The organism is Halomicrobium sp. HArcel3 (genome assembly GCF_058933135.1).
The window spans coordinates 300,264-318,167 of record NZ_JBZYDN010000004.1; the positions used below are offsets into that span (position 1 = coordinate 300,264).

Sequence of the window (17,904 nt, forward strand, 5' to 3'; positions counted from 1 at the left end):
TGATACAATGACCGACGAGACGGACGAACGGATGGACCGGGCCTCCCGCATCCGCCAGATGCGCGAAGGCCAGCGGGCGAATCGCGAAGACGACGCGACGGACGCCGACGGCGACGGCGCCGACGATGCGAATCCCTCCGACGACCAGGATGGTACCCCCGACGATGCGGACGCGTCCGTCGAACAGCGCGTCGCCACCAACGACACCGGAAGTAGCGCCGGTAACGCCGACGCACCCGCCGACGCCGACGCACCCGCCGACACTCCCGCCGACGCACCCGCCGACGCCGACGCACCCGCCGACGCTCCGGACAGCGACGACGACCCGGGCGGGAGCGGGAGCGCCGACGAGGACGCCGCCGCCGCGGCCGCCCAGCGTGCAGCGCAGGCCGCCGCACAGATCACCGGTAGTGGGCCTGTCGACGCGGCGGTTGCCGGAGGTGGCGCGGCCGCCCAGGAGTCGGCGGTCGAACCGGACGCCGCTGACGGAGCGGCGGCCGCCCAGACCCAGCAGGGTCCGACCGGCGTCGAACTGCCAGACGAGGCCTCGATCCAGTCCGCCATCGCCGACGAGGTGCTGGAATCCGAGGCCGATGGCCCCGCCACGCCGGCGACCAGGCGCGGCGTCGACGCTGCGAACGCGGCGACGGCCGAGGACAGCGTCCGCGTGCTCGAGTTCACGCTGGGCGACGAACACTACTGCCTCGACATCGCCCACGTCGAAGAGATCGTCAAACGGGAGACTATCACACGCGTACCCAACACGCCGGAGTACGTAGAGGGCGTCGTCGACCTCCGCGGCCAGATCACGACCATCCTCGACCCGAAGCTACTGCTCGACATCGACCAGGAGGGCTCGGAGTCGCTGCTGGTCGTCTTCGCGCCCGACGAGTTCGAGGACCAGGGGGCCATCGGCTGGGTCGTCGACGAGGTGCGCCAGGTCGCGCCCATCGTGAAATCGGAGGTCAGCGCCGCACCGGTCGACGCCGACTACATCGAGGGCGTCATCGACCGCGACGACGAGGAAGAGTTTGTCATCTGGACTGACCCCGGAGTGGCAATCGAACTCGCGACGGGCGAACAGAGCGACGACTGAGTTTCAGGACTCTCCGTTCGGGTCTCAAGACTCCCCATCCGGATCTCGGGATTCCTCGTCCCGGGTCTCTTCTATCGACTCGCCGTGGGACTCGTCCGCCTCCACCGCGAGGTTCAACTCCCCGCGGACCAGGTCGACGGCGTTCTCCACGGCGCCGACACTACCGAGGTAGCCCGCACCGACCGACGTCTTGAGCGCCAGCGCGGCCCGACCGGTCAGCACGCGCGAGCCGACCTGTGCGACGGCGCCGTCGCCGACGCTGACGAGCCAGCCGGGGGAGTCGAACGCGTAGCGGTCGAGTTCGGGCTCGAATCCGCCGCCGCCACCGATCCGGTGGTCGACGAGCGCGGTGATATTCCGGGCCGCGACGCGGGCCTGGCGGACGGCCGTCTGTGCGCTGGCCGGGACTGCCTCCCCGTCGACGTCGACGACGCGGCCGGCATCACCGACCACGAACGTGTCGCCGGCGAGTCGCAGGTCGCTGCGGACTACCGGGCGTTCGGCGTCCATCGCGTCGGGGCCGCGGATGCCGCCGGTCCAGACGAACTGGTCGTAGGCGAGTTCCTCGCCCCTCGCGAGCGTGATTGCGTCGGCGTCGGCCGATTCGACGGCCGCGCCCGTCCGGACGCCGACGCCGACCGCTTCGAGCTGGTCGTGAATCGCCCGCTGGAAGTTCTCGGGAAACGACGGGGCCACGTCGTCGAGTCGCTCCAGGAGGACGACTTCGGGGTCGGCGTCCGCTTCGTCGGCCATCGCCGCGAGTTCTCCCGCGAGCTGGACGCCCGACAGGCCGGCACCGCCGACGATGGCTCGGCCGTCGGCGTCCAGTACGTCCAGGTACGCTTCCCGGATCTCTCGTGCGTGCGCGAGGCGCTTGAGCGGAGTCCCGTAGTCGGCGACCCCCGGCAGACTGTGGTCGTTGGTCTCGGCGCCGAGACAGACGGCACCGACGTCGTAGTCCAGCCGCTCGCCGTCTTTGCTGTCTGCGGCGTCGTCGCCGTCGAGAGTCACCGTCCCCTCCTCCGGTTCTACGTCGATCACCCTGGCCTGTCGAATCTCACAATCGAGTACGTCTTCAAGCGGTATCGTGATCTCCTCGGCCAGGGCGGGCCGGCGGACGACCCGGTGGAGTTCGTGCTGGACGAGGTGGGAGTCGGACTCGTCGACGACGACCAGCGTCGCGTCGTCGGGCAGAGCGGTCTGGAGCTTCCGGGCGAGGGTCAGGCCGGCGTAGCCGGCGCCGAGGACGGCGACGCGCATGCAGGACAGTCGGTCGCAGTCGGGAAAAGGTCACTGGAGGAACACGCCGGTGATGGTCGGGAGACGGTGGTATGTCTACCGCTCGCACGCGCCGTCCGGGAAAAGCAATCCTTAAAACCGGCGCGCCGGTTCTGTGAGACATGGCTGGAACTATCGAAGTGCTCGTCCCGGGCGGAGAGGCCAACCCTGGCCCGCCGCTCGGCCCCGAGCTCGGACCGACGCCCGTCGACGTTCAGGCGGTCGTCCAGGATATCAACGACCAGACCGAAGCGTTCGACGGCACCGAAGTGCCCGTCACCGTCGACTACGACGACGACGGCTCCTTCAGCATCGAAGTCGGCGTCCCGCCGACGGCGGAGCTGATCAAGGACGAGGCCGGCTTCGACACCGGCTCCGGCGAGCCCCAGGAGGACTTCGTCGCCGACCTCTCCGTCGAACAGGTCAAACAAATCGCCGAACAGAAGAAGCCCGACCTCCTCGCCTACGACACCAAGAACGCGGCGAAGGAAGTCGTCGGCACCTGCGTCACCCTGGGCGTCACCATCGAGGGCGAGAACGCCCGCGAGTTCAAGGAGAAGGTCGACGCCGGCGAGTACGACGATGTCCTCGCCGACGCTGCCGAAGCGTAGCGAGGCAGCGAGACGAGGGCTTGAGGGACGAGCATCGCGAGTCCCTCGGTGTCTTGGCGGACGAAGCGGCTGCGTAACTGCTCGGTCGAACTTCTCTTTCGACCGTCGACTCGACTGGTTCGAGCGACGGCTCTCGCCTCCGGTTCGACGGTTTTAAGTGTCGCATCGGCTTCGTTCCGCACGAGACAGCGGCCGTACCGTCGCTTCGGGCGACTCCGTCCGACGACAGTACCCCTGTTTCACTGACCCGTAGCAGCCTTCGGGCGTACTACGGAGGTGAACAATGGCAGACGAGAACATAGAGAACGCAGTTTCTCGCGCACTAGAGGAGGCCCCGCCTCGGAACTTTACCGAGACAGTGGACCTCGCCATCAACCTGCGCGACCTAGACCTCAACGAACCGTCGAATCGCGTCGACGAGAGCGTCGTGTTGCCTGCCGGCACTGGGCAGGAGACCAGCATCGTCGTCTTCGCGGAGGGCGAGACCGCCCTGCGCGCAGAGGACGTCGCTGACCAGGTGCTCTCCGGCGACGAACTCGCCGAACTCGGCGACGACGACGACGCGGCCAAGGACCTGGCCGACGACACCGACTTCTTCCTCGCGGAAGAGAACATGATGCAGAACATCGGTCGGTATCTCGGGACGGTCCTCGGACCGCGCGGGAAGATGCCGGACCCCATCGGTCCGGACGACGACGTCGTCGAGATGGTCGAGCGGATGAAAAACACCGTCCAGATGCGGAGCGGGGAACGCCGCACGTTCCACACCCGCGTCGGTGCCGAGGACATGTCGGCCGAGGAGATCGCCGACAACATCGACGTGATCATCCGGCGCCTTCACGCCGACCTCGAGAAGGGCCCGATGAACATCGACTCGGTGTATATCAAGACCACGATGGGTCCGTCCGTGGAGGTGGCCTGATATGAGCGCCGAGGCAGAACGCAAGACTGAGACGATTCCGGAGTGGAAACAGGAGGAGGTCGACGCCATCGTCGACATCCTGAACTCCTACGAGAGCGTCGGCGTCGTCAACATCGCCGGCATCCCGAGCCGCCAGCTCCAGGACATGCGCCGCGAGATTCACGGCTCCGCAGAGCTTCGTGTCTCGCGAAACACGCTCCTGAAGCGCGCGCTCGACGAGGCCGACGCGGACCTGAGCCAGCTGGCCGAGTACGTCTCCGGCCAGGTCGGTCTCATCGGCACCGACGACAACCCCTTCGGCCTGTTCAAAGAACTCGAAGCCTCGAAGACGCCCGCGCCGATCAACGCGGGCGAGGTCACGCCGAACGACATCGTCATCCCCGAGGGTGACACCGGCGTCGACCCCGGGCCGTTCGTCGGCGAACTCCAGAGCGTCGGTGCCAACGCGCGCATCGACGAGGGTTCGATCAAGGTCATGGAGGACTCGACGGTCCTCGAGACCGGCGAGGAGGTCTCGGCCGACCTCGCGAACGTCCTCAGCGAACTCGGAATCGAGCCCAAGGAAGTCGGGCTGGACCTGCGCGCCGTCTTCGCCGACGGCGTGCTGTTCGAACCCGAGGAGCTCGAACTCGACGTCGAGGAGTACGAGGCCGACGTCAGGGCCGCGGCGTCTGCCGCGTGGAACCTCTCGGTCAACGCCGAGTACCCCACCACGCAGAACGCCAGCGTGCTCCTGCAGCAGGCCAGCGGCGACGCGAAGGCACTCGCGATCAACGCCGCCGTCGAGGACCCGGACGTCATGCCGGATCTGGTCACCAAGGCCGACGCGCAGGTTCGCGCCATCGCCTCGCAAATCGACGACGAGGAGGCCCTGCCGGAGGAACTCCGCGGCGTCGAGGCGCCGGCCGCGACCGCGCAGGACGAATCGAGCGACGAAGCAGACGCATCCGACGAGAGCGACGCCGACGACTCCGACTCAGAATCCGACGAGGCCGAGGCGGCCGAGGACGACGATGACGACGACGAGGACGCTGGCGACGCGCTCGGAGCGATGTTCTAACACACCCACTACACAACAATGGAATACGTTTACGCAGCACTCATCCTGAACGAATCGGGCGAAGAGATCAACGAAGCGAACCTCACCGACGTGCTGGACGCAGCGGGCGTCGACGTCGAGGAGTCCCGCGTCAAGGCCCTCGTCGCCGCGCTCGAGGACGTCGACATCTCCGAGGCCGTCGAGGAGGCCGCCGCCGCACCCGTCGCGGCCGGTGGCGCCGCAGCGCCCGCCGAGGGCGGTTCCGACGACGGCGGTGCGGACGAGGAGGAAGCGGCCGAAGAGGAAGAGGCAGCAGAGGAAGAGGACGATGACGAGGACGACGGCGAAGGCGGCGAAGGTCTCGGCGAACTCTTCGGTTAGAGCGGTTCGACGAGCCGTTTCTTTTGCGCGACGCGAGTTCGGGAGCGGCAGCGCTACTATCGGCCGTCGAGGGCAGTTTGCGACCGGCGAAACTCCGTCCGACTGCCTGACCACCCCGGAGACGCAGGTTTATCACTGAAGGCGGGACCAGAGGACCCAGATGCTCCTCCCGGTCCGGTTCACCGTCACGCCCGAGGGATCCGCTGCAGTGCTCGCCGCCATCCTGGCCGGGGTCGCCCTCGGGACGGTGAGTGGTCTGACGCCGGGACTCCACGCCAACACGTTCGCGCTCGGCCTCGCGGCCGTCGCGTCGTCGGTTCCGGGCCCGCCGACGCTCGTCGGGGCGACGATGCTCGCCGCGGGCACCACGCACACGTTCCTCGACGTGGTCCCCGCGCTGGCGCTTGGCGTGCCCGACCCCGCGATGGCCGCCAGTGCGCTGCCGGGGCACCGACTGGTCATCGCGGGTCGCGGGCGCGAGGCGATTCGCCTCTCGGCGCTCGGGAGCGGCCTCGCTGTCGTCTTCGCCGTCCCGCTCGCGATCCCGGTGACGCTCGCGATGGAGCGGGCCTATCCGACCATCCGGGCGCACCTGTCGCTCCTGCTCGTACTCGTCGCTGTGTTGCTGGTCGTCACCGAACGCACGCCGGGCGGCAAGGTCGGTGCGACGATGACGCTCGTCGCCAGTGCGACGCTCGGATTCGTCACGCTCGACCTCACGCCCCAGGCGCCGCTCCCGGTCGGCGGGATGCTCGCGCCGCTGTTCGCCGGCCTGTTCGGCGCGCCGGTCCTGATCGAGAGTCTCGGTGGCGGCGGCGTTCCGCCGCAGGACGAGGCGACGCTGGCGTTCTCCCGCCGAGACGTCGGCGCCCTCGCGCTCCTCGGGACCGGCGCCGGCGCTATCGTGGGGTACATCCCCGGCGTCTCGGCGGCCATCGCGTCCGCGGCGGCGCTCGGCGTCCTCTCCGGGTCCGGACCGCGAGCGTTCGTCGTCACGACCAGCGGCGTCAACACGGCGACGGCCGTCTTCGCCCTCTTCTCCCTGGTCGCACTCGGGAGCCCCCGAACTGGCGTGCTGGTCGCAGTCGAGAGCGCCGGCGTCCCGCTCAACCTGCCGGTCCTGCTCGCGAGCGTCGGCCTCGCCGCGGTTGTCGCGGCAGTTCTCGTTCCCGTGCTGGGTGATCGGTACCTCGAATGGGCCCGACGGGCGAACCAGAACCGTCTCGCTGTCGGGATTCTCTCACTGCTGGTGGCACTCTCCTTCCTCTTCGCCGGCTTCGTCGGCGTCGCGGCGTTCGGCGTGGCGACGCTCGTCGGGTCGATTCCTGCACATTTCGGTGCCAAGCGAGCCAACTGCATGGGCGTCCTGCTCGGCCCGCTCGCGCTTTCATGAGGAGTTGAACTACTGTGTTGATCAACGAGAACCTCAACAGACACAGCGACCACTAATAGAGGAAAGCCCCCTCCCGCTCGGGTCGGGGCCCCGCGACTGCGCTCCTCGGCTTCGCCTGCGGTGCTTATCGGGGCCGCCTTCCCCGAGCGCTCGGCCCCTTTCATTCCCACCCGGGTCGGCTGGTTCGCCAGGAGAAATGGTGGGAATGAAAGGGGCGGCGTGCTCCGGGAACCCCGGCGACGTAAGCACGCGAACGGAGTGAGCGCGCGCAACGAGTCGCGGGACCGGAGCATACCGGGGCTTTCCTCTGTTGGTAGCCACACCATCTGCTCAGCTGTATGCGAATGATAGACACAGTAGTTGCACCACTCGACCGAATTATTCTCTCAGATGTACCCACGCCGTCGAAAGTGGAGGGTCATCGCCGCGGCGATAGCCCCCATCAGGACGAGGACGGCCGGATACCCGTATGCCCAGCCGAGTTCCGGCATGTTGTACGGGCTCGCGGCCGGATCGAAGTTCATCCCGTAGACGCCGGCGACGAAGGTCAGCGGGATGAAGATGGTCGCGACGACGGTGAGGGTCTTCATCACCTCGTTGGTGGACTGTGAGAGGGCGTTGAGGTAGATGTCGCGGGCGCCGCTGACCAGGTCGCGGTAGGTCTCGGTGAGGTCGGCGAGCTGGACGAGGTGGTCGTAGACGTCGCGGAAGTACTTCTCCGTCTCCGGGTCGACCTGGGCAGGGTCGCCGCGGGCGAGGACGCCGACGGCCTCGCGGGCGGGCCACACCTGCTTGCGGAAGGAGAGCAGTTCGCGGCGGACGCTGTTGATGCGTTCGAGCGTCGCCCTGTCGGGCGTCTCCAGGACGTCCTCCTCGATGGCTTCGATCTCGTCCTCGATGCGGTCGAGCAGGTCGAAGTAGTCGTCGACGACGACGTCGAGGATCCGGTAGGCGGTGAAGTCGGCGCCGCGGTGGAGCAGGCGCTCGTCGCCGGCGGCGACGGCCGATCTGACGCGTTCGACGACCGGCGCGTCGTCCGGGGTGACGGAGACGATCCAGTCGTCGCCGAGGAAGAGGCCGACTGGCGAGGTGGCGACCTCTTCCCGGAACGTGGTCTCCCCGCGGGCCAGCGTCGCGGTCTTGAACAGGACGAACGTGTGGTCGGGGAATTCCTCGGTCTTCGCCCGGACGTCGTTCCCGAGGTCCTCGATAGCCAGGCCGTGGATATCGAACTCGTCAGCGATTGCTTCGAGTTCCGCGTCGGTGACCGCCGTCGCGTGGACCCAGGTCGTACCGGTGGCGCTCCTGGCCGCGGCGAGGTCGTCGTACTCGGTCGTCTCGCCGTCGCCGTAGACGATAGCGGTGATCATGGGGAACCGGTGGTTCTCGTCGCTCTCACGCTAGCGCGTGCGATAGACATAGCTCTCCAATGTCTCCGGTCGCCAAAAAGCGTTGGCGCGTCGGGGATCCGATCCTCACCCGGCACCGGCCGGTCCCGCTCAGTGCTGGATGCCGCTGAGCAGGACGTCCTGTCTGTCTTCCTCGTCGGGCAGTTGCTGGGGGTGGACGGCGATTCCGACGACGACGTCGCCCTCGTGGGTGAACTTGGTCACGTGGACGTAGACGCCGACGTCGTCCCCGCCGACGGTCGTGGTTCCCGAGAACTTCACGACCTCTCGCTCGGCCCCGAGGATGGGGACCGTCCGATTGCTGTCCCGCGAGACGTCGTCTATCCCGGCGTACCGCTGGGCGACTTCGGTCACGACGCGGCGTTCAGACCAGTCCGTGGCCGGATTCAGCGCCTGACCGGCCATCTCGATTTGCGGCGTCGTGAACACGATGACGCGGCCGAGTTCCCGGTCGCCGAACGGACCCAGCGAGAGCGTCCGGTTGTACTGCGTGACGTGGTTGATAACGCGGACGGTCCGTTCCTGCCCGGCGACGGAGACGTTTCTGGAGATGACCTGCGTGTCCGAGCTCGACAGCTCGTAGCCCGACCCGTCGAGGGCCGTCTCGGAGACGTTCGCCTCTGAGGATTCGAACGTCGGCGTGTTGCCCAGTACCAGGTCGACGCAGCCGGCCGTCGCGACGAGCAGTGCCAGCAGCGCGATTCCCAGCGTCTTTCGGCGGTTCATACCCAGTTGCTAGGCGTTACTCACCGATAAAGGTCGTCACTGGGGACAGATCCTGACGGAGCGGCGACGTGTCGCCCGAAACGAACGACCTGCGAAGGCCCTGGAGTGGCCTCACTCGATCCGGTACGTCGGGCCGTCGTCGGTGTCCTGCACTTCCACGCCGAGGGCCTCGACTTCGTCGCGGAGTTCGTCCGCCCGTTCGTAGTTCCCGGCCTCCCGCTCGCGTTCCCGGAGGTCGAGCACGAGTTCGACCAGGTCCTCGGCGACGGAGACGTCGCCGCCAGCCGACCCGTCGCCGAAGGAGAGGCCCAGCACGTCGCCGCCGAACTCCTCGAGAGTCTCGATGGTCTCCCGGAGCCCCTGGTAGTCGAAGGTGTCCGCCCCGTCGACGTGGACGTTGACCGCGCCGACGAGTTCGGTCAGCACGCTGAGCGCTTTCCGGGTGTTGAAGTCGTCGTTCATCGCCCGCTCGAACTCGCCGCGCGCCGTGGCGACCGCCGCGCGCAGCGACTCGTCACGCGTGGTCGCGTAGGCGTCCACGTCGTCGCACGCGCCGACGGCCCGCTCGTACCCCCGTTCCAGCGTCTCCCAGCGCTCGGTGGCCTCGGCGATGGTCTCCTCGCTGTAGACGGCGCGGTTGTGGTAGGCCGTCGAGAGCAGGAACGTCCGCACCACGTCGGCGCCGTACTCCTCGACGGCGGCCTCGGTGGTGAAGAAGTTCCCCAGCGAGGAGGACATCTTCTCGCCTTTCGTCTCCAGCAGGCGGACGTGGAGCCAGTAGTTCGCGAACTGCTCGCCGGAGGCGGCCTCGCTCTGGGCGATCTCGTTCTCGTGGTGGGGGAAGACCAGGTCCTGCCCGCCGGCGTGGATATCGATAGACTCGTCGAGGTGCGTCATGCTCATCGCCGAGCACTCGATGTGCCAGCCCGGTCGCCCCTCGCCCCAGGGCGAGTCCCAGGTCTGGGCCGTCTCGCAGGCCTCCTCGGCCGGCGCGGCGCCCTCGTGGCGGTGGTCTGCGATGGCGGCGGGGTCGACGCCGTCGGCCTTCCAGAGCGCGAAGTCCGCAGGGTTGCGCTTCTCCGATTGCTCGTCGGGCTCGCCCTGGGCCTCTATCTCGTCGACCTGCTGGTTCGAGAGCTTGCCGTAGTCCTCGAAGCTGGTGACGTCGAAGTACACCGAGCCGTTCGATTCGTAGGCGTACCCCTTCTCGACGAGCGTCTCGACGAGGTCGACGATCTGTGGGACGTGCTCGGAGACTCGCGGGTACACCTCGGCGCGGTCGAGGTTCAGCGCCCGCATGTCGTCGATGACGGACTGGACGTAGTGGCGGGCCACGTCGGCCTCGCTGTCGCCCACTTCACCGACACGGGCGACGATCTTCTCGTTGACGTCGGTGAAGTTCTCGACGTGGCGGACGTCGTAGCCCAGCCAGCGGAGCCACCGGCACATCACGTCGACGTGGACCCAGCCGCGCGCGTGGCCCAGGTGCGAAGGGTCGGAGGTCGTCAGACCGCAGTAGTAGAACAGCACCGAATCGGGATCCCGTGGTTCGAACTCCTCCTTCTCACCCGTCAGCGTGTTCGTCACGCGCAGCGTCATTGTGGACGAAAAGTCGGTCGGGGCGCTTCAAACCGTCGAATGGCGGCGAACGAGTGTGTCGGTCGCCCTCGCAGTCGGATATCGTTCGGCGCTGCGGTCAGGCGTCGACGGCTGCCTCGACCGCCCTGATCGCGTCGGCGCCCACCCGTCGTTCGACGACGACCACCAGCGCGTCCTCGGTGACGCCTGCCGCCTCCACCTCGATGCCGGCGGTTTCGAGCCGCCCGAGCACGCGCCGCAGGACGCCCGCGTCGACCGATCCCGAGCCGACGATGGCCGTCGACCCGCCGCCCTCTGCCGCGAAGTCGACGTCCCCGACGGCGAGCAACGGCTCGGCACCGGCAGCGGGGCCAATTCCGCTCTGCATCGACACCCGGACGTCCCCGCCGGCCGGTTCGAACTCGTCGAGTTCGTCGCCGAAGCGACGCAGCGCGGTCGCGATGGCGTCGCGTTCCCCCTCTACCGGGAGGTACCGGGCCGCCGCGCTGTAGTTGAGGACGCCCGCGCGAAGCGCGTCGTAGAGGAACGGCTCGTCGCGGACCGCGTCTCGGGTCCGCTGGGCGAGTGATTTCGATCGCATGTCCCTCATCGAGTGGTGTATCCCCAAAAGTGGCGCGGGTTTGGAGAGTGGGTGGTTGCCTTGCGTATCGAAACAGCAGGAGATGAGGCCGGTAACAACCAGAAAGCCCCGGCCCGCTCCGGTCCCGCGTCTCGTTGCGCGCCTCGTCACTCGCTACGCTCGTTCCTTCGGTGCTAACATCGTCGGGGTTCCCGGAGCGGGCCGCCCCTTTCATTCCCACCCATTTCTCCTGACGAGACAGCCGAACAGGTCGGGGCTTTCTGGTTGCTCGTGCGGTTCTTGTTTCACACGAACACAGCTTCTCGTACCCAACCAGTCCAGCGAAGCCCCTAAGTCCCGTCTCACGAAAGATATGCCTAGCATGCAAGCGCTGGTCATCGCGGCCCACGGGTCGCACCTCAACGCCGGGTCCTCGCAGCCGACGTTCGACCACGCGGACACCATCCGGGCGGTGGGCGCGTTCGACGAGGTTCGCGAGTCCTTCTGGAAGGAGGAGCCCTCCTTCCGGGAGGTGCTCAGGACCGTCGACGCCGACGAGGTGTACGTCGTCCCGCTGTTCATCTCGGAGGGGTACTTCACCGAACAGGTCATCCCGCGGGAGCTCCGCCTCGACGGCTGGGACCCCGAGGACTGGGACTCCGACGGGACGAGCGCGACCCACACCACGCTGACCGCCAGCGACACGGGTCAGACCGTCCACTACTGTGGCCCGGTCGGGACGCACGACTCCATGAGCGACGTCATCGTCCAGCGGGCGGAGTCGGTGACCGGCAACACCGACGTGGGCGACGGGTTCGGCCTCGCCGTCGTCGGCCACGGCACCGAACGCAACGAGAACAGCGCGAAGGCCATCGAGTACCACGCCGACCGCATTCGCGAGTCGGGGCGCTTCGACGAGGTCCAGGCGCTGTTCATGGACGAGGACCCGGAGGTCGACGACGTCACCGACTTCTTCGAAAGCGACGATATCGTCGTCGTCCCGCTGTTCGTCGCCGACGGCTTCCACACGCAGGAGGACATCCCGGAGGACATGGGGCTGACCGACGACTACCGGACGGGCTGGGAGACGCCGGCCGAAGTCGACGGCCACCGCATCTGGTACTCCGGCGCGGTCGGGACGGAGCCACTGATGGCCGACGTTGTACTGGAGCGGGCGGCCGACGCGGGCGCCGACGTCGACGCCGCGATAGACGAAGTGCGGTCGACTACCGGCGGATCGCCGGCCTCGGGGGACTGACGATGCGGGACGACCAGGTCGCGGCCGCCGAGGACGCGGCCATCGACGGCATCGACTTCGACGGACTCCGGCTCTCGCCGGCCGGCGCGGAGTACCACCTCCTCGTCGGCGACGGTGAGCCCCGCTCGATCGCGAACGACGAACTCGGGGCGGCGCTGTCGAACCACGCCGACTACGTCACGAACTGGTACTACTGGCACGCCGTCGCCCCGCAGAAAGCTGACCGCTGGGCGTTCCTCCGGTGGGTCGAGCACGCCGGGGACCTCGACGTTGAGCGGCGCTACGCCGCGATGGGCGACGGCAAGTTCGCCCGGAACTGGGGACAGCTCAGGATAACGGTCACCATCGACGCGGACGGCGAACGCCGGTACGGACTCGGCCACGTGGACGACGCCGACGAGCCCGAGACGGCCCTCGATTCCCACGACGACCCGCTCGACGCGCGGACGCTGACCAAGTACGACGACGACGGCCAGTTCAGGCCGCTCAAGACCGCGCCGACGCTCCAGACCGGCTGGCAGTTCACGGATCTTTCCGGCGCCGACCTCGTGACTGCGGTCGACTTCTTCTACCCGGCGACGGTCACCAACTGGCATCGGGAGCGAGGGACGAAACGGAGTGACGCCCCGGCCGGGCGAGCGGGAGCGGAGCGACACGCGAGCCAGGAGGGCGAACTCGACGTCTCCCACTGGCGCGAGACGATGGCCCGCCAGACCGGCATCTACGGGCTCATCGAGACCTGGGACCGCGGTGAGGGCCACGAACACGTCGAGTGGGTCGCGGAGGCCTGCTGTGACGACTCCCAGTGTCTCAAGCGGCGGGAGTGGCAGTACGACGAGGAGACCGAACTCGACGCGCCCGGCGGCGAGGGTGAGTTCCCGTGTCGCGAGCCGTGTTCGCTCGTCGTCGCCGCCGCGCGCAAGTGGACGAAACTCGAATCCGAGGAGTCACGGACCTACGAGTTCGATCTGACGCCCAGCGAGAAGGAACAGATCGAGGCTATCATCGACGCCGTCGCCGACGGCACTGCCGACGAGATCAGGGACGCGGACGTGTACGACGGCGCCAACCGCTACCGGGCCCGGTTCCTCCGCGCGAAGCTGTTCGACGAGGACGGCAACCTGGGCGGCGTGGAGACGGGCGAGTAGTCACTCCGAGAACGCCAGGAAGAGACCGACGAGTACCGCAAAGAAGACGACGGCCGAGCCGAACTGGACGATCGGTGACTGGACGACGACCACTACCGCGGCGGCGAGTAACAGCGCGACGCCGGCCAGCAGGAACACCGGTGACCCGATACGGTCGGCCAGCGAGGGACCGCTGCTCGACTCGGGTTCCTTCGGCTGCGGCTTCGAGAGGGATTCGTCGACCTGAACCGGCTGTTCGGATTCAGCAGGCTCCACGAGGTCGACGTCGACGTAGCGCGTCTCGGCGCCGTAGCTCGTGACGACCTTGAGCTTGCCGTGGCCCGTCGCGCCGCGGTCGACGGTGACTCGGACGGGGCGTTCCGACTCGGCCTGGACGTAGTGGTTGTTCGCGTCGAGGGTCGCCAGGCGTGAGAGCGGGTCGTCGAGGTGGAGGTGGACGTGGACCGCTTCGCCGTGGTTGACCAGCAGGACGTCGAAGGACCCGTCGGTCTCGATTCCGGTCGGCACGTCCAGCGAGTGGAGGGACTCGCGGTTGAGGTGGACGGGCAGCGTGTCTGGCACGATACCGTACCTCCGGCGGGACGGTAGAAAAAGGTTGATACTGCCCGAGAACCGGCGAACGATACCATCAGCGGGTGACGAACCAGTAGCGCTCCGTCCGGCGGTGTCATAGTGTCGGTCGTACCCCGTACCGACGTTCGACGCGACCGGTGCCATCTACCGCAGGGAAGAAGTTACGACCGACAGTATCAGGCGGGGATGTCGTCGCGCATATCCGGCGGCAGGAGGTTCGGGATGCCCTCCTCGATCGGATAGCTCTCGCCGCACTCGGTGCAGGTGAGCGTGCCGTCGATGACGTCGTCGCCGTCACGCTCGTCGACGGTCAGTTCGAGTTCCTGCTTGTCGAGGGGACAGCAGATGATGTCCATCAGGTCCTCTTTCATACCACGGTATCCGGACTGACCCGTAAAAAGAATGCCGGGTGTCGAGAGCGTCGTCTTCTCGGCTCGGCAACTGATACCGCGCGAGCATCCCGTACTCTCACGCGCGATACTAGAGGCGGTATTCTTACAATTCCACCCCAGGTAGTACCGGTGTGGAACTGGCCAGGGATTCGTTCTCAGCGGCACTCGCGGAAACACCGGCTGTGAGACGAGGTTTACCGTTGCAGAATGTACACGAAGCGACGTCGGTCGTGGGAGGGGCGAACTCGGCTGCACTGGCAGCTACCGTCTTCTCTCTCGCAACCGTCGGTGTGCTTCTGTACGCCACGACCCGGAGCCTCGACGACGTCGGTCGCCAGCAGTATCCCATCCTGGCGAAGTGGACGGTCGGTGGGTTCCTGGGAGCAGTCGTGGTCGGGGCCCTGGTGCTCGGGTTTCAGCCGGTAACCGACCGCGTCGAACTCGCTGTCGGGGTCTTCCAGCTTGCGCTCTGGGGCACGGTCGGTGGAGCCCTCGCGGGCGTGCGTATCGCGCAGGGGGAAGCCGCTCGGGCCACCAGCGAGCGCGAGCGGGACCGCTGGCGCTCGCTCTTCAGGAACGTCCCGGCGGCGATCGCCGACCTCACCGTCGAGAATGGCACGCTCGTCATCGTCGCCGCCAACGACGCCTTCCGGGACTGGTTTCCCGTCGTCGAAGACGACGAGAGACCGGAGTTCAGGTCGGTCGTGGCCGTCGATACCGACGACGTCGACCTGATCTCAGCCGTGGAAAACGGGCGTACCGTCGTGGTCAATTTCTCCCTGTCGACTGCCGACGGGCGGCGATACTACCGACTTCGCCTCTCTCCCTACAGCTACGGGAACGTCGAGCAGCGCGCGCACGTCATGCTCACCGACGGTACCGAACTCAAAGAGCTGGAAAAGGAGCTCCAGCGGACCGTCGCAGAGCTTTCGAACAAGAACGACAGACTCGAACGGTTCGCGAGCGTCGTGAGTCACGACCTGCGCAACCCACTGAACGTCGCGGCCGGGCACCTCGAACTCGTGGACGCACCCGACGAGGAGGAGCGACTCCAGAAAGTCGCCAACGCGCTCGACCGAATCGACGACCTCGTCAACGACCTGCTCGACCTCGCCCGGGAGGGCCGCACCATCGACGACCCCGGCCCGCTGGACCTCCGTGAAGTCGTCCATGCCTGCTGGGAAACCGTCGATACGGGACAGATGGACCTGGTTCTGGACCTCGACGCCACCGTGCTCGCGGACGAAGACCGACTCATGCAGTTGTTCGAGAACCTCTTCCGGAACGCCCGCGAGCACGCGGGCGACGACGTCACAGTCACGGTGGGCGAACTCGACGACGCGAACGGCTTTTTCGTCGCCGACGACGGGCCGGGGATTCCCGAGGACGAGCGCGACGACGTCTTCGAACCCGGAACGACGTCGACGTCGGACGGAACCGGCCTGGGATTGAACATCGTCCGCGATATAGCACGAGGCCACGGCTGGACGGTCGAACTGACCGAGTCCGCAGACCACGGCGCCAGATTCGAGTTCGCCGGTGTCGACCGGCGGTAACCGGACGGGACGTCCCCCTTCGCCGGGTCGAACTGACGACTGATAGCGGTCGGTGGCGGCGAGAATCCGGCAACTCGATGGGGCGGTGACCCGCCCACGAACCTCAGAACGGTCGTTCGCGAACGATCGTCTCGGACCGGCCCGGGCCCAGACCGATCGCGTATATCGGTGCGCCGACCTCGTCCTCGATGTATTCGAGGTAGGTCCGCGCGTTCTCTGGGAGCGCCTCGTAGCCCTCCTCGGCGACGGCGGCCCAGTCGGCCGCTTCCCAGCCGTCGAACGACCGGAAGTTCGGTTCGCAGGCGGCCCACTGTTCTGTCGTCGCGGGCATCGTCTCTCGCTCTTCGCCGTCGAGGGTGTACGTGTGGCCGACCTTCAGTTCGTCGAGGCCGGCGAGGGTGTCGACGTGGTTCACGGCGAGGCCGGTGAACCCGCTGACGCGGGCAGCGTGGCGGAGCATCGGCATGTCCAGCCAGCCGACCCGCCGCGGGCGGCCGGTGACGGTGCCGTACTCGTCGCCCTCTTCGCGGATGTGCTCGGCCAGTTCCTCGTTGCGGCCCTCCGTGGACTCGTCGTAGCCGGGCGTGTCGCCGACGACGCCGCCGAGTTCGGTAGGGAGCGGGCCGCTCCCGACGCGGGTGAGGTAGGCCTTCACGATGCCGATGACGTCGCCGTCGCCGACGACGGTCGGACCGAGGCCGGTGCCGGTGCAGGCGCCGCCGGCCGTCGGATTGGACGAGGTGACGTACGGGTAGTTCCCGTGGTCGATGTCGATGATTGTGCCCTGGGCGCCCTCGAACATGACGTTCCGGCCGTCGTCGATCTGTCGGGCGAGGAAGTCGCCGGCGTCGACGAGCATCCCCTCCCGCTGGAGACGCTCGCCGAACTCGCTGAACTCCTCGAACAGCGCGTCGACGTCGAACTCCTCGCCGACGTCGACGCCGTACACTTCCTCGGCCAGCGCCCGCTTCTGCGGGACGACGTAGTCCAGGCGGTCCCGGAGGACGTCGGGGTCAGTCAGGTCGCCGATGCGGACGCCGCGCCGTCCCGCCTTGTCTTCGTAGGTCGGCCCGATGCCGCGGCCGGTGGTGCCGACTTCCTGGTCCGTCTCGCTCTTGACGTCCTCCTCGATGCCGTCGAGGACGCGGTGGAACGGGAGGATCGTGTGTGCGCGCTCGGCGACCCGTACGTCGGGTTCGAGTCCGCGCTCGCGGAGGGCGTCTATCTCGTCGAACAGCGTTCGCGGGTTGACGACGCAGCCGTTACCGAGTACGCCGACCTTGCCGCGTACGGCTCCGCTCGGAACGAGCGAGAGTTTGTACTCCTCGCCGTCGTCGACGACGGTGTGGCCGGCGTTGTCGCCGCCCTGGTAGCGAGCGACGACGTCCGCGTCGTCGCCGTACAGGTCGACGATGCCGCCCTTCCCCTCGTCGCCGAGCTGCGAGCCGACGATGGTTACGGTCATCAGTCGGGACTTTCGGGGGCCGTGGTAAACAGATTACGGTCCGAAACGCCCCGTCACGGTCGCCCGCCTCCGGACCACGATAGCTTTATACACACCTTACTCGAAAATTAGACCAGCGAAGGACCCGGTCGGACAGCAACTTTTAAATCCTGCAAACACAAGTTAACAATTGCCATGATAGACAGGCTTGAGAAGGAAGTAGACATGCTGGAGCGACATCTGCAGGTTCTGCGGATGGTCATCGAGAACGAACCGATCGGGATCGTCAAAATGTCCAACGAGACGGGCTACCCACACCACAAGGTTCGCTACTCGCTGCGCGTGCTCGAAGAGGAGAACCTCATCGAGCCATCCAGCCAGGGCGCCATCACGACCGAACAGACCTCCGAGTTCGTCGAGGACCTGGACGACAAGGTCGACGAGATCATCGACAAGCTCGAAGGCATGAAGATCGAAGACGCCGCGGAGATCGAAGGGTAACGCAGCTTTTTGTTTGCGT

The 17,904-nt window shown here is 67.3% G+C and carries 18 protein-coding genes; 10 read left to right on the forward strand and 8 right to left on the reverse strand.

Going from position 1 to position 17,904, the window contains the following annotated elements; translation table 11 throughout:
• The first annotated feature begins 7 nt into the window (after positions 1-7).
• Complete coding sequence (locus AC5FRV_RS13185; protein WP_493561547.1) at positions 8-1,096, forward strand: chemotaxis protein CheW; 1,089 nt, start codon at positions 8-10, stop codon at positions 1,094-1,096.
• A gap of 24 nt (positions 1,097-1,120) precedes the next feature.
• On the opposite strand, the gene AC5FRV_RS13190 is transcribed toward AC5FRV_RS13185, so the two are convergent.
• Positions 1,121-2,356 carry an NAD(P)/FAD-dependent oxidoreductase gene (locus AC5FRV_RS13190; RefSeq protein WP_493561548.1) on the reverse strand — a complete coding sequence of 412 codons (1,236 nt, stop codon included), beginning with the start codon at positions 2,354-2,356 and terminating at the stop codon, positions 1,121-1,123.
• Between the two features lie 140 nt (positions 2,357-2,496).
• Between AC5FRV_RS13190 and AC5FRV_RS13195 the strand changes: the two genes are divergently transcribed.
• The 5 genes from AC5FRV_RS13195 (at position 2,497) to AC5FRV_RS13215 (ending at position 6,720) form a co-directional block, all read left to right on the forward strand.
• Positions 2,497-2,985, forward strand: coding sequence for a 50S ribosomal protein L11 (locus tag AC5FRV_RS13195; protein ID WP_493561549.1), 489 nt, complete (start codon positions 2,497-2,499; stop codon positions 2,983-2,985).
• Between the two features lie 283 nt (positions 2,986-3,268).
• Positions 3,269-3,907, forward strand: a complete 639-nt coding sequence (locus tag AC5FRV_RS13200; protein WP_493561550.1) for a 50S ribosomal protein L1 — start codon at positions 3,269-3,271, stop codon at positions 3,905-3,907.
• Between the two features lies 1 nt (position 3,908).
• Positions 3,909-4,967, forward strand: coding sequence for a 50S ribosomal protein L10 (locus AC5FRV_RS13205; protein WP_493561551.1), 1,059 nt, complete (start codon positions 3,909-3,911; stop codon positions 4,965-4,967).
• 18 nt (positions 4,968-4,985) lie between these two features.
• A complete protein-coding gene (gene rpl12p, locus AC5FRV_RS13210) occupies positions 4,986-5,327 on the forward strand; it encodes a 50S ribosomal protein P1 (protein WP_493561552.1) in 342 nt (113 codons plus the stop codon).
• 160 nt (positions 5,328-5,487) lie between these two features.
• Positions 5,488-6,720, forward strand: coding sequence for a tripartite tricarboxylate transporter permease (locus AC5FRV_RS13215; RefSeq protein WP_493561553.1), 1,233 nt, complete (start codon positions 5,488-5,490; stop codon positions 6,718-6,720).
• A gap of 386 nt (positions 6,721-7,106) precedes the next feature.
• On the opposite strand, the gene corA is transcribed toward AC5FRV_RS13215, so the two are convergent.
• The 4 genes from corA to AC5FRV_RS13235 form a co-directional block, all read right to left on the reverse strand.
• Entirely contained in the window at positions 7,107-8,090 is a 984-nt protein-coding gene (gene corA, locus AC5FRV_RS13220; protein ID WP_493561554.1) for a magnesium/cobalt transporter CorA, read from the reverse strand.
• Between the two features lie 129 nt (positions 8,091-8,219).
• Entirely contained in the window at positions 8,220-8,855 is a 636-nt protein-coding gene (locus AC5FRV_RS13225; RefSeq protein WP_493561555.1) for a DUF6517 family protein, read from the reverse strand.
• Between the two features lie 111 nt (positions 8,856-8,966).
• Entirely contained in the window at positions 8,967-10,454 is a 1,488-nt protein-coding gene (cysS, locus tag AC5FRV_RS13230) for a cysteine--tRNA ligase (protein ID WP_493561556.1), read from the reverse strand.
• A 97-nt stretch (positions 10,455-10,551) separates the two neighbouring features.
• Positions 10,552-11,034 (reverse strand): DUF7523 family protein, encoded by a 483-nt coding sequence (locus tag AC5FRV_RS13235; RefSeq protein ID WP_493561557.1) that lies wholly within the window; start codon positions 11,032-11,034, stop codon positions 10,552-10,554.
• Positions 11,035-11,395: 361 nt separating this feature from the next.
• Between AC5FRV_RS13235 and AC5FRV_RS13240 the strand changes: the two genes are divergently transcribed.
• Together AC5FRV_RS13240 and AC5FRV_RS13245 are read left to right on the forward strand one after the other, a co-directional pair.
• The gene (locus AC5FRV_RS13240; RefSeq protein ID WP_493561558.1) at positions 11,396-12,271 is read left to right on the forward strand and encodes a CbiX/SirB N-terminal domain-containing protein; all 876 of its coding nucleotides are present in this window, start codon (positions 11,396-11,398) and stop codon (positions 12,269-12,271) included.
• A 2-nt stretch (positions 12,272-12,273) separates the two neighbouring features.
• Complete coding sequence (locus tag AC5FRV_RS13245; RefSeq protein WP_493561559.1) at positions 12,274-13,419, forward strand: DR2241 family protein; 1,146 nt, start codon at positions 12,274-12,276, stop codon at positions 13,417-13,419.
• Here the strand turns inward: AC5FRV_RS13245 and AC5FRV_RS13250 are convergent, their stop codons facing one another.
• Both AC5FRV_RS13250 and AC5FRV_RS13255 read right to left on the reverse strand, forming a co-directional pair.
• Complete coding sequence (locus tag AC5FRV_RS13250; RefSeq protein WP_493561560.1) at positions 13,420-13,980, reverse strand: DUF7524 family protein; 561 nt, start codon at positions 13,978-13,980, stop codon at positions 13,420-13,422. It abuts the gene before it with no gap.
• Positions 13,981-14,168: 188 nt separating this feature from the next.
• Positions 14,169-14,363, reverse strand: a complete 195-nt coding sequence (locus AC5FRV_RS13255) for a methytransferase partner Trm112 (RefSeq protein ID WP_493561561.1) — start codon at positions 14,361-14,363, stop codon at positions 14,169-14,171.
• Between the two features lie 311 nt (positions 14,364-14,674).
• On the opposite strand from AC5FRV_RS13255, the gene AC5FRV_RS13260 reads away from it, so the two are divergent.
• On the forward strand, positions 14,675-15,940 hold the full coding sequence (locus tag AC5FRV_RS13260; protein WP_493561562.1) for a sensor histidine kinase: 1,266 nt from the start codon (positions 14,675-14,677) through the stop codon (positions 15,938-15,940).
• A 103-nt stretch (positions 15,941-16,043) separates the two neighbouring features.
• Here AC5FRV_RS13260 and AC5FRV_RS13265 read toward each other — a convergent pair whose 3' ends face one another.
• The gene (locus AC5FRV_RS13265; protein WP_493561563.1) at positions 16,044-17,405 is read right to left on the reverse strand and encodes an adenylosuccinate synthase; all 1,362 of its coding nucleotides are present in this window, start codon (positions 17,403-17,405) and stop codon (positions 16,044-16,046) included.
• Between the two features lie 174 nt (positions 17,406-17,579).
• On the opposite strand from AC5FRV_RS13265, the gene AC5FRV_RS13270 reads away from it, so the two are divergent.
• Entirely contained in the window at positions 17,580-17,885 is a 306-nt protein-coding gene (locus AC5FRV_RS13270) for a hypothetical protein (RefSeq protein WP_089815353.1), read from the forward strand.
• Positions 17,886-17,904 lie beyond the last annotated feature (19 nt).

Bases quoted from the DNA above. Each gene is read 5' to 3' on its own strand.
- AC5FRV_RS13185 (WP_493561547.1), top strand. From the start codon at position 8: ATGACCGACGAGACGGACGAACGGATGGACCGGGCCTCCCGCATCCGC.
- AC5FRV_RS13190 (WP_493561548.1), bottom strand. From the start codon at position 2,356: ATGCGCGTCGCCGTCCTCGGCGCCGGCTACGCCGGCCTGACCCTCGCC.
- AC5FRV_RS13195 (WP_493561549.1), top strand. From the start codon at position 2,497: ATGGCTGGAACTATCGAAGTGCTCGTCCCGGGCGGAGAGGCCAACCCT.
- AC5FRV_RS13200 (WP_493561550.1), top strand. From the start codon at position 3,269: ATGGCAGACGAGAACATAGAGAACGCAGTTTCTCGCGCACTAGAGGAG.
- AC5FRV_RS13205 (WP_493561551.1), top strand. From the start codon at position 3,909: ATGAGCGCCGAGGCAGAACGCAAGACTGAGACGATTCCGGAGTGGAAA.
- rpl12p (WP_493561552.1), top strand. From the start codon at position 4,986: ATGGAATACGTTTACGCAGCACTCATCCTGAACGAATCGGGCGAAGAG.
- AC5FRV_RS13215 (WP_493561553.1), top strand. From the start codon at position 5,488: ATGCTCCTCCCGGTCCGGTTCACCGTCACGCCCGAGGGATCCGCTGCA.
- corA (WP_493561554.1), bottom strand. From the start codon at position 8,090: ATGATCACCGCTATCGTCTACGGCGACGGCGAGACGACCGAGTACGAC.
- AC5FRV_RS13225 (WP_493561555.1), bottom strand. From the start codon at position 8,855: ATGAACCGCCGAAAGACGCTGGGAATCGCGCTGCTGGCACTGCTCGTC.
- cysS (WP_493561556.1), bottom strand. From the start codon at position 10,454: ATGACGCTGCGCGTGACGAACACGCTGACGGGTGAGAAGGAGGAGTTC.
- AC5FRV_RS13235 (WP_493561557.1), bottom strand. From the start codon at position 11,034: ATGCGATCGAAATCACTCGCCCAGCGGACCCGAGACGCGGTCCGCGAC.
- AC5FRV_RS13240 (WP_493561558.1), top strand. From the start codon at position 11,396: ATGCAAGCGCTGGTCATCGCGGCCCACGGGTCGCACCTCAACGCCGGG.
- AC5FRV_RS13245 (WP_493561559.1), top strand. From the start codon at position 12,274: ATGCGGGACGACCAGGTCGCGGCCGCCGAGGACGCGGCCATCGACGGC.
- AC5FRV_RS13255 (WP_493561561.1), bottom strand. From the start codon at position 14,363: ATGAAAGAGGACCTGATGGACATCATCTGCTGTCCCCTCGACAAGCAG.
- AC5FRV_RS13265 (WP_493561563.1), bottom strand. From the start codon at position 17,405: ATGACCGTAACCATCGTCGGCTCGCAGCTCGGCGACGAGGGGAAGGGC.
- AC5FRV_RS13270 (WP_089815353.1), top strand. From the start codon at position 17,580: ATGATAGACAGGCTTGAGAAGGAAGTAGACATGCTGGAGCGACATCTG.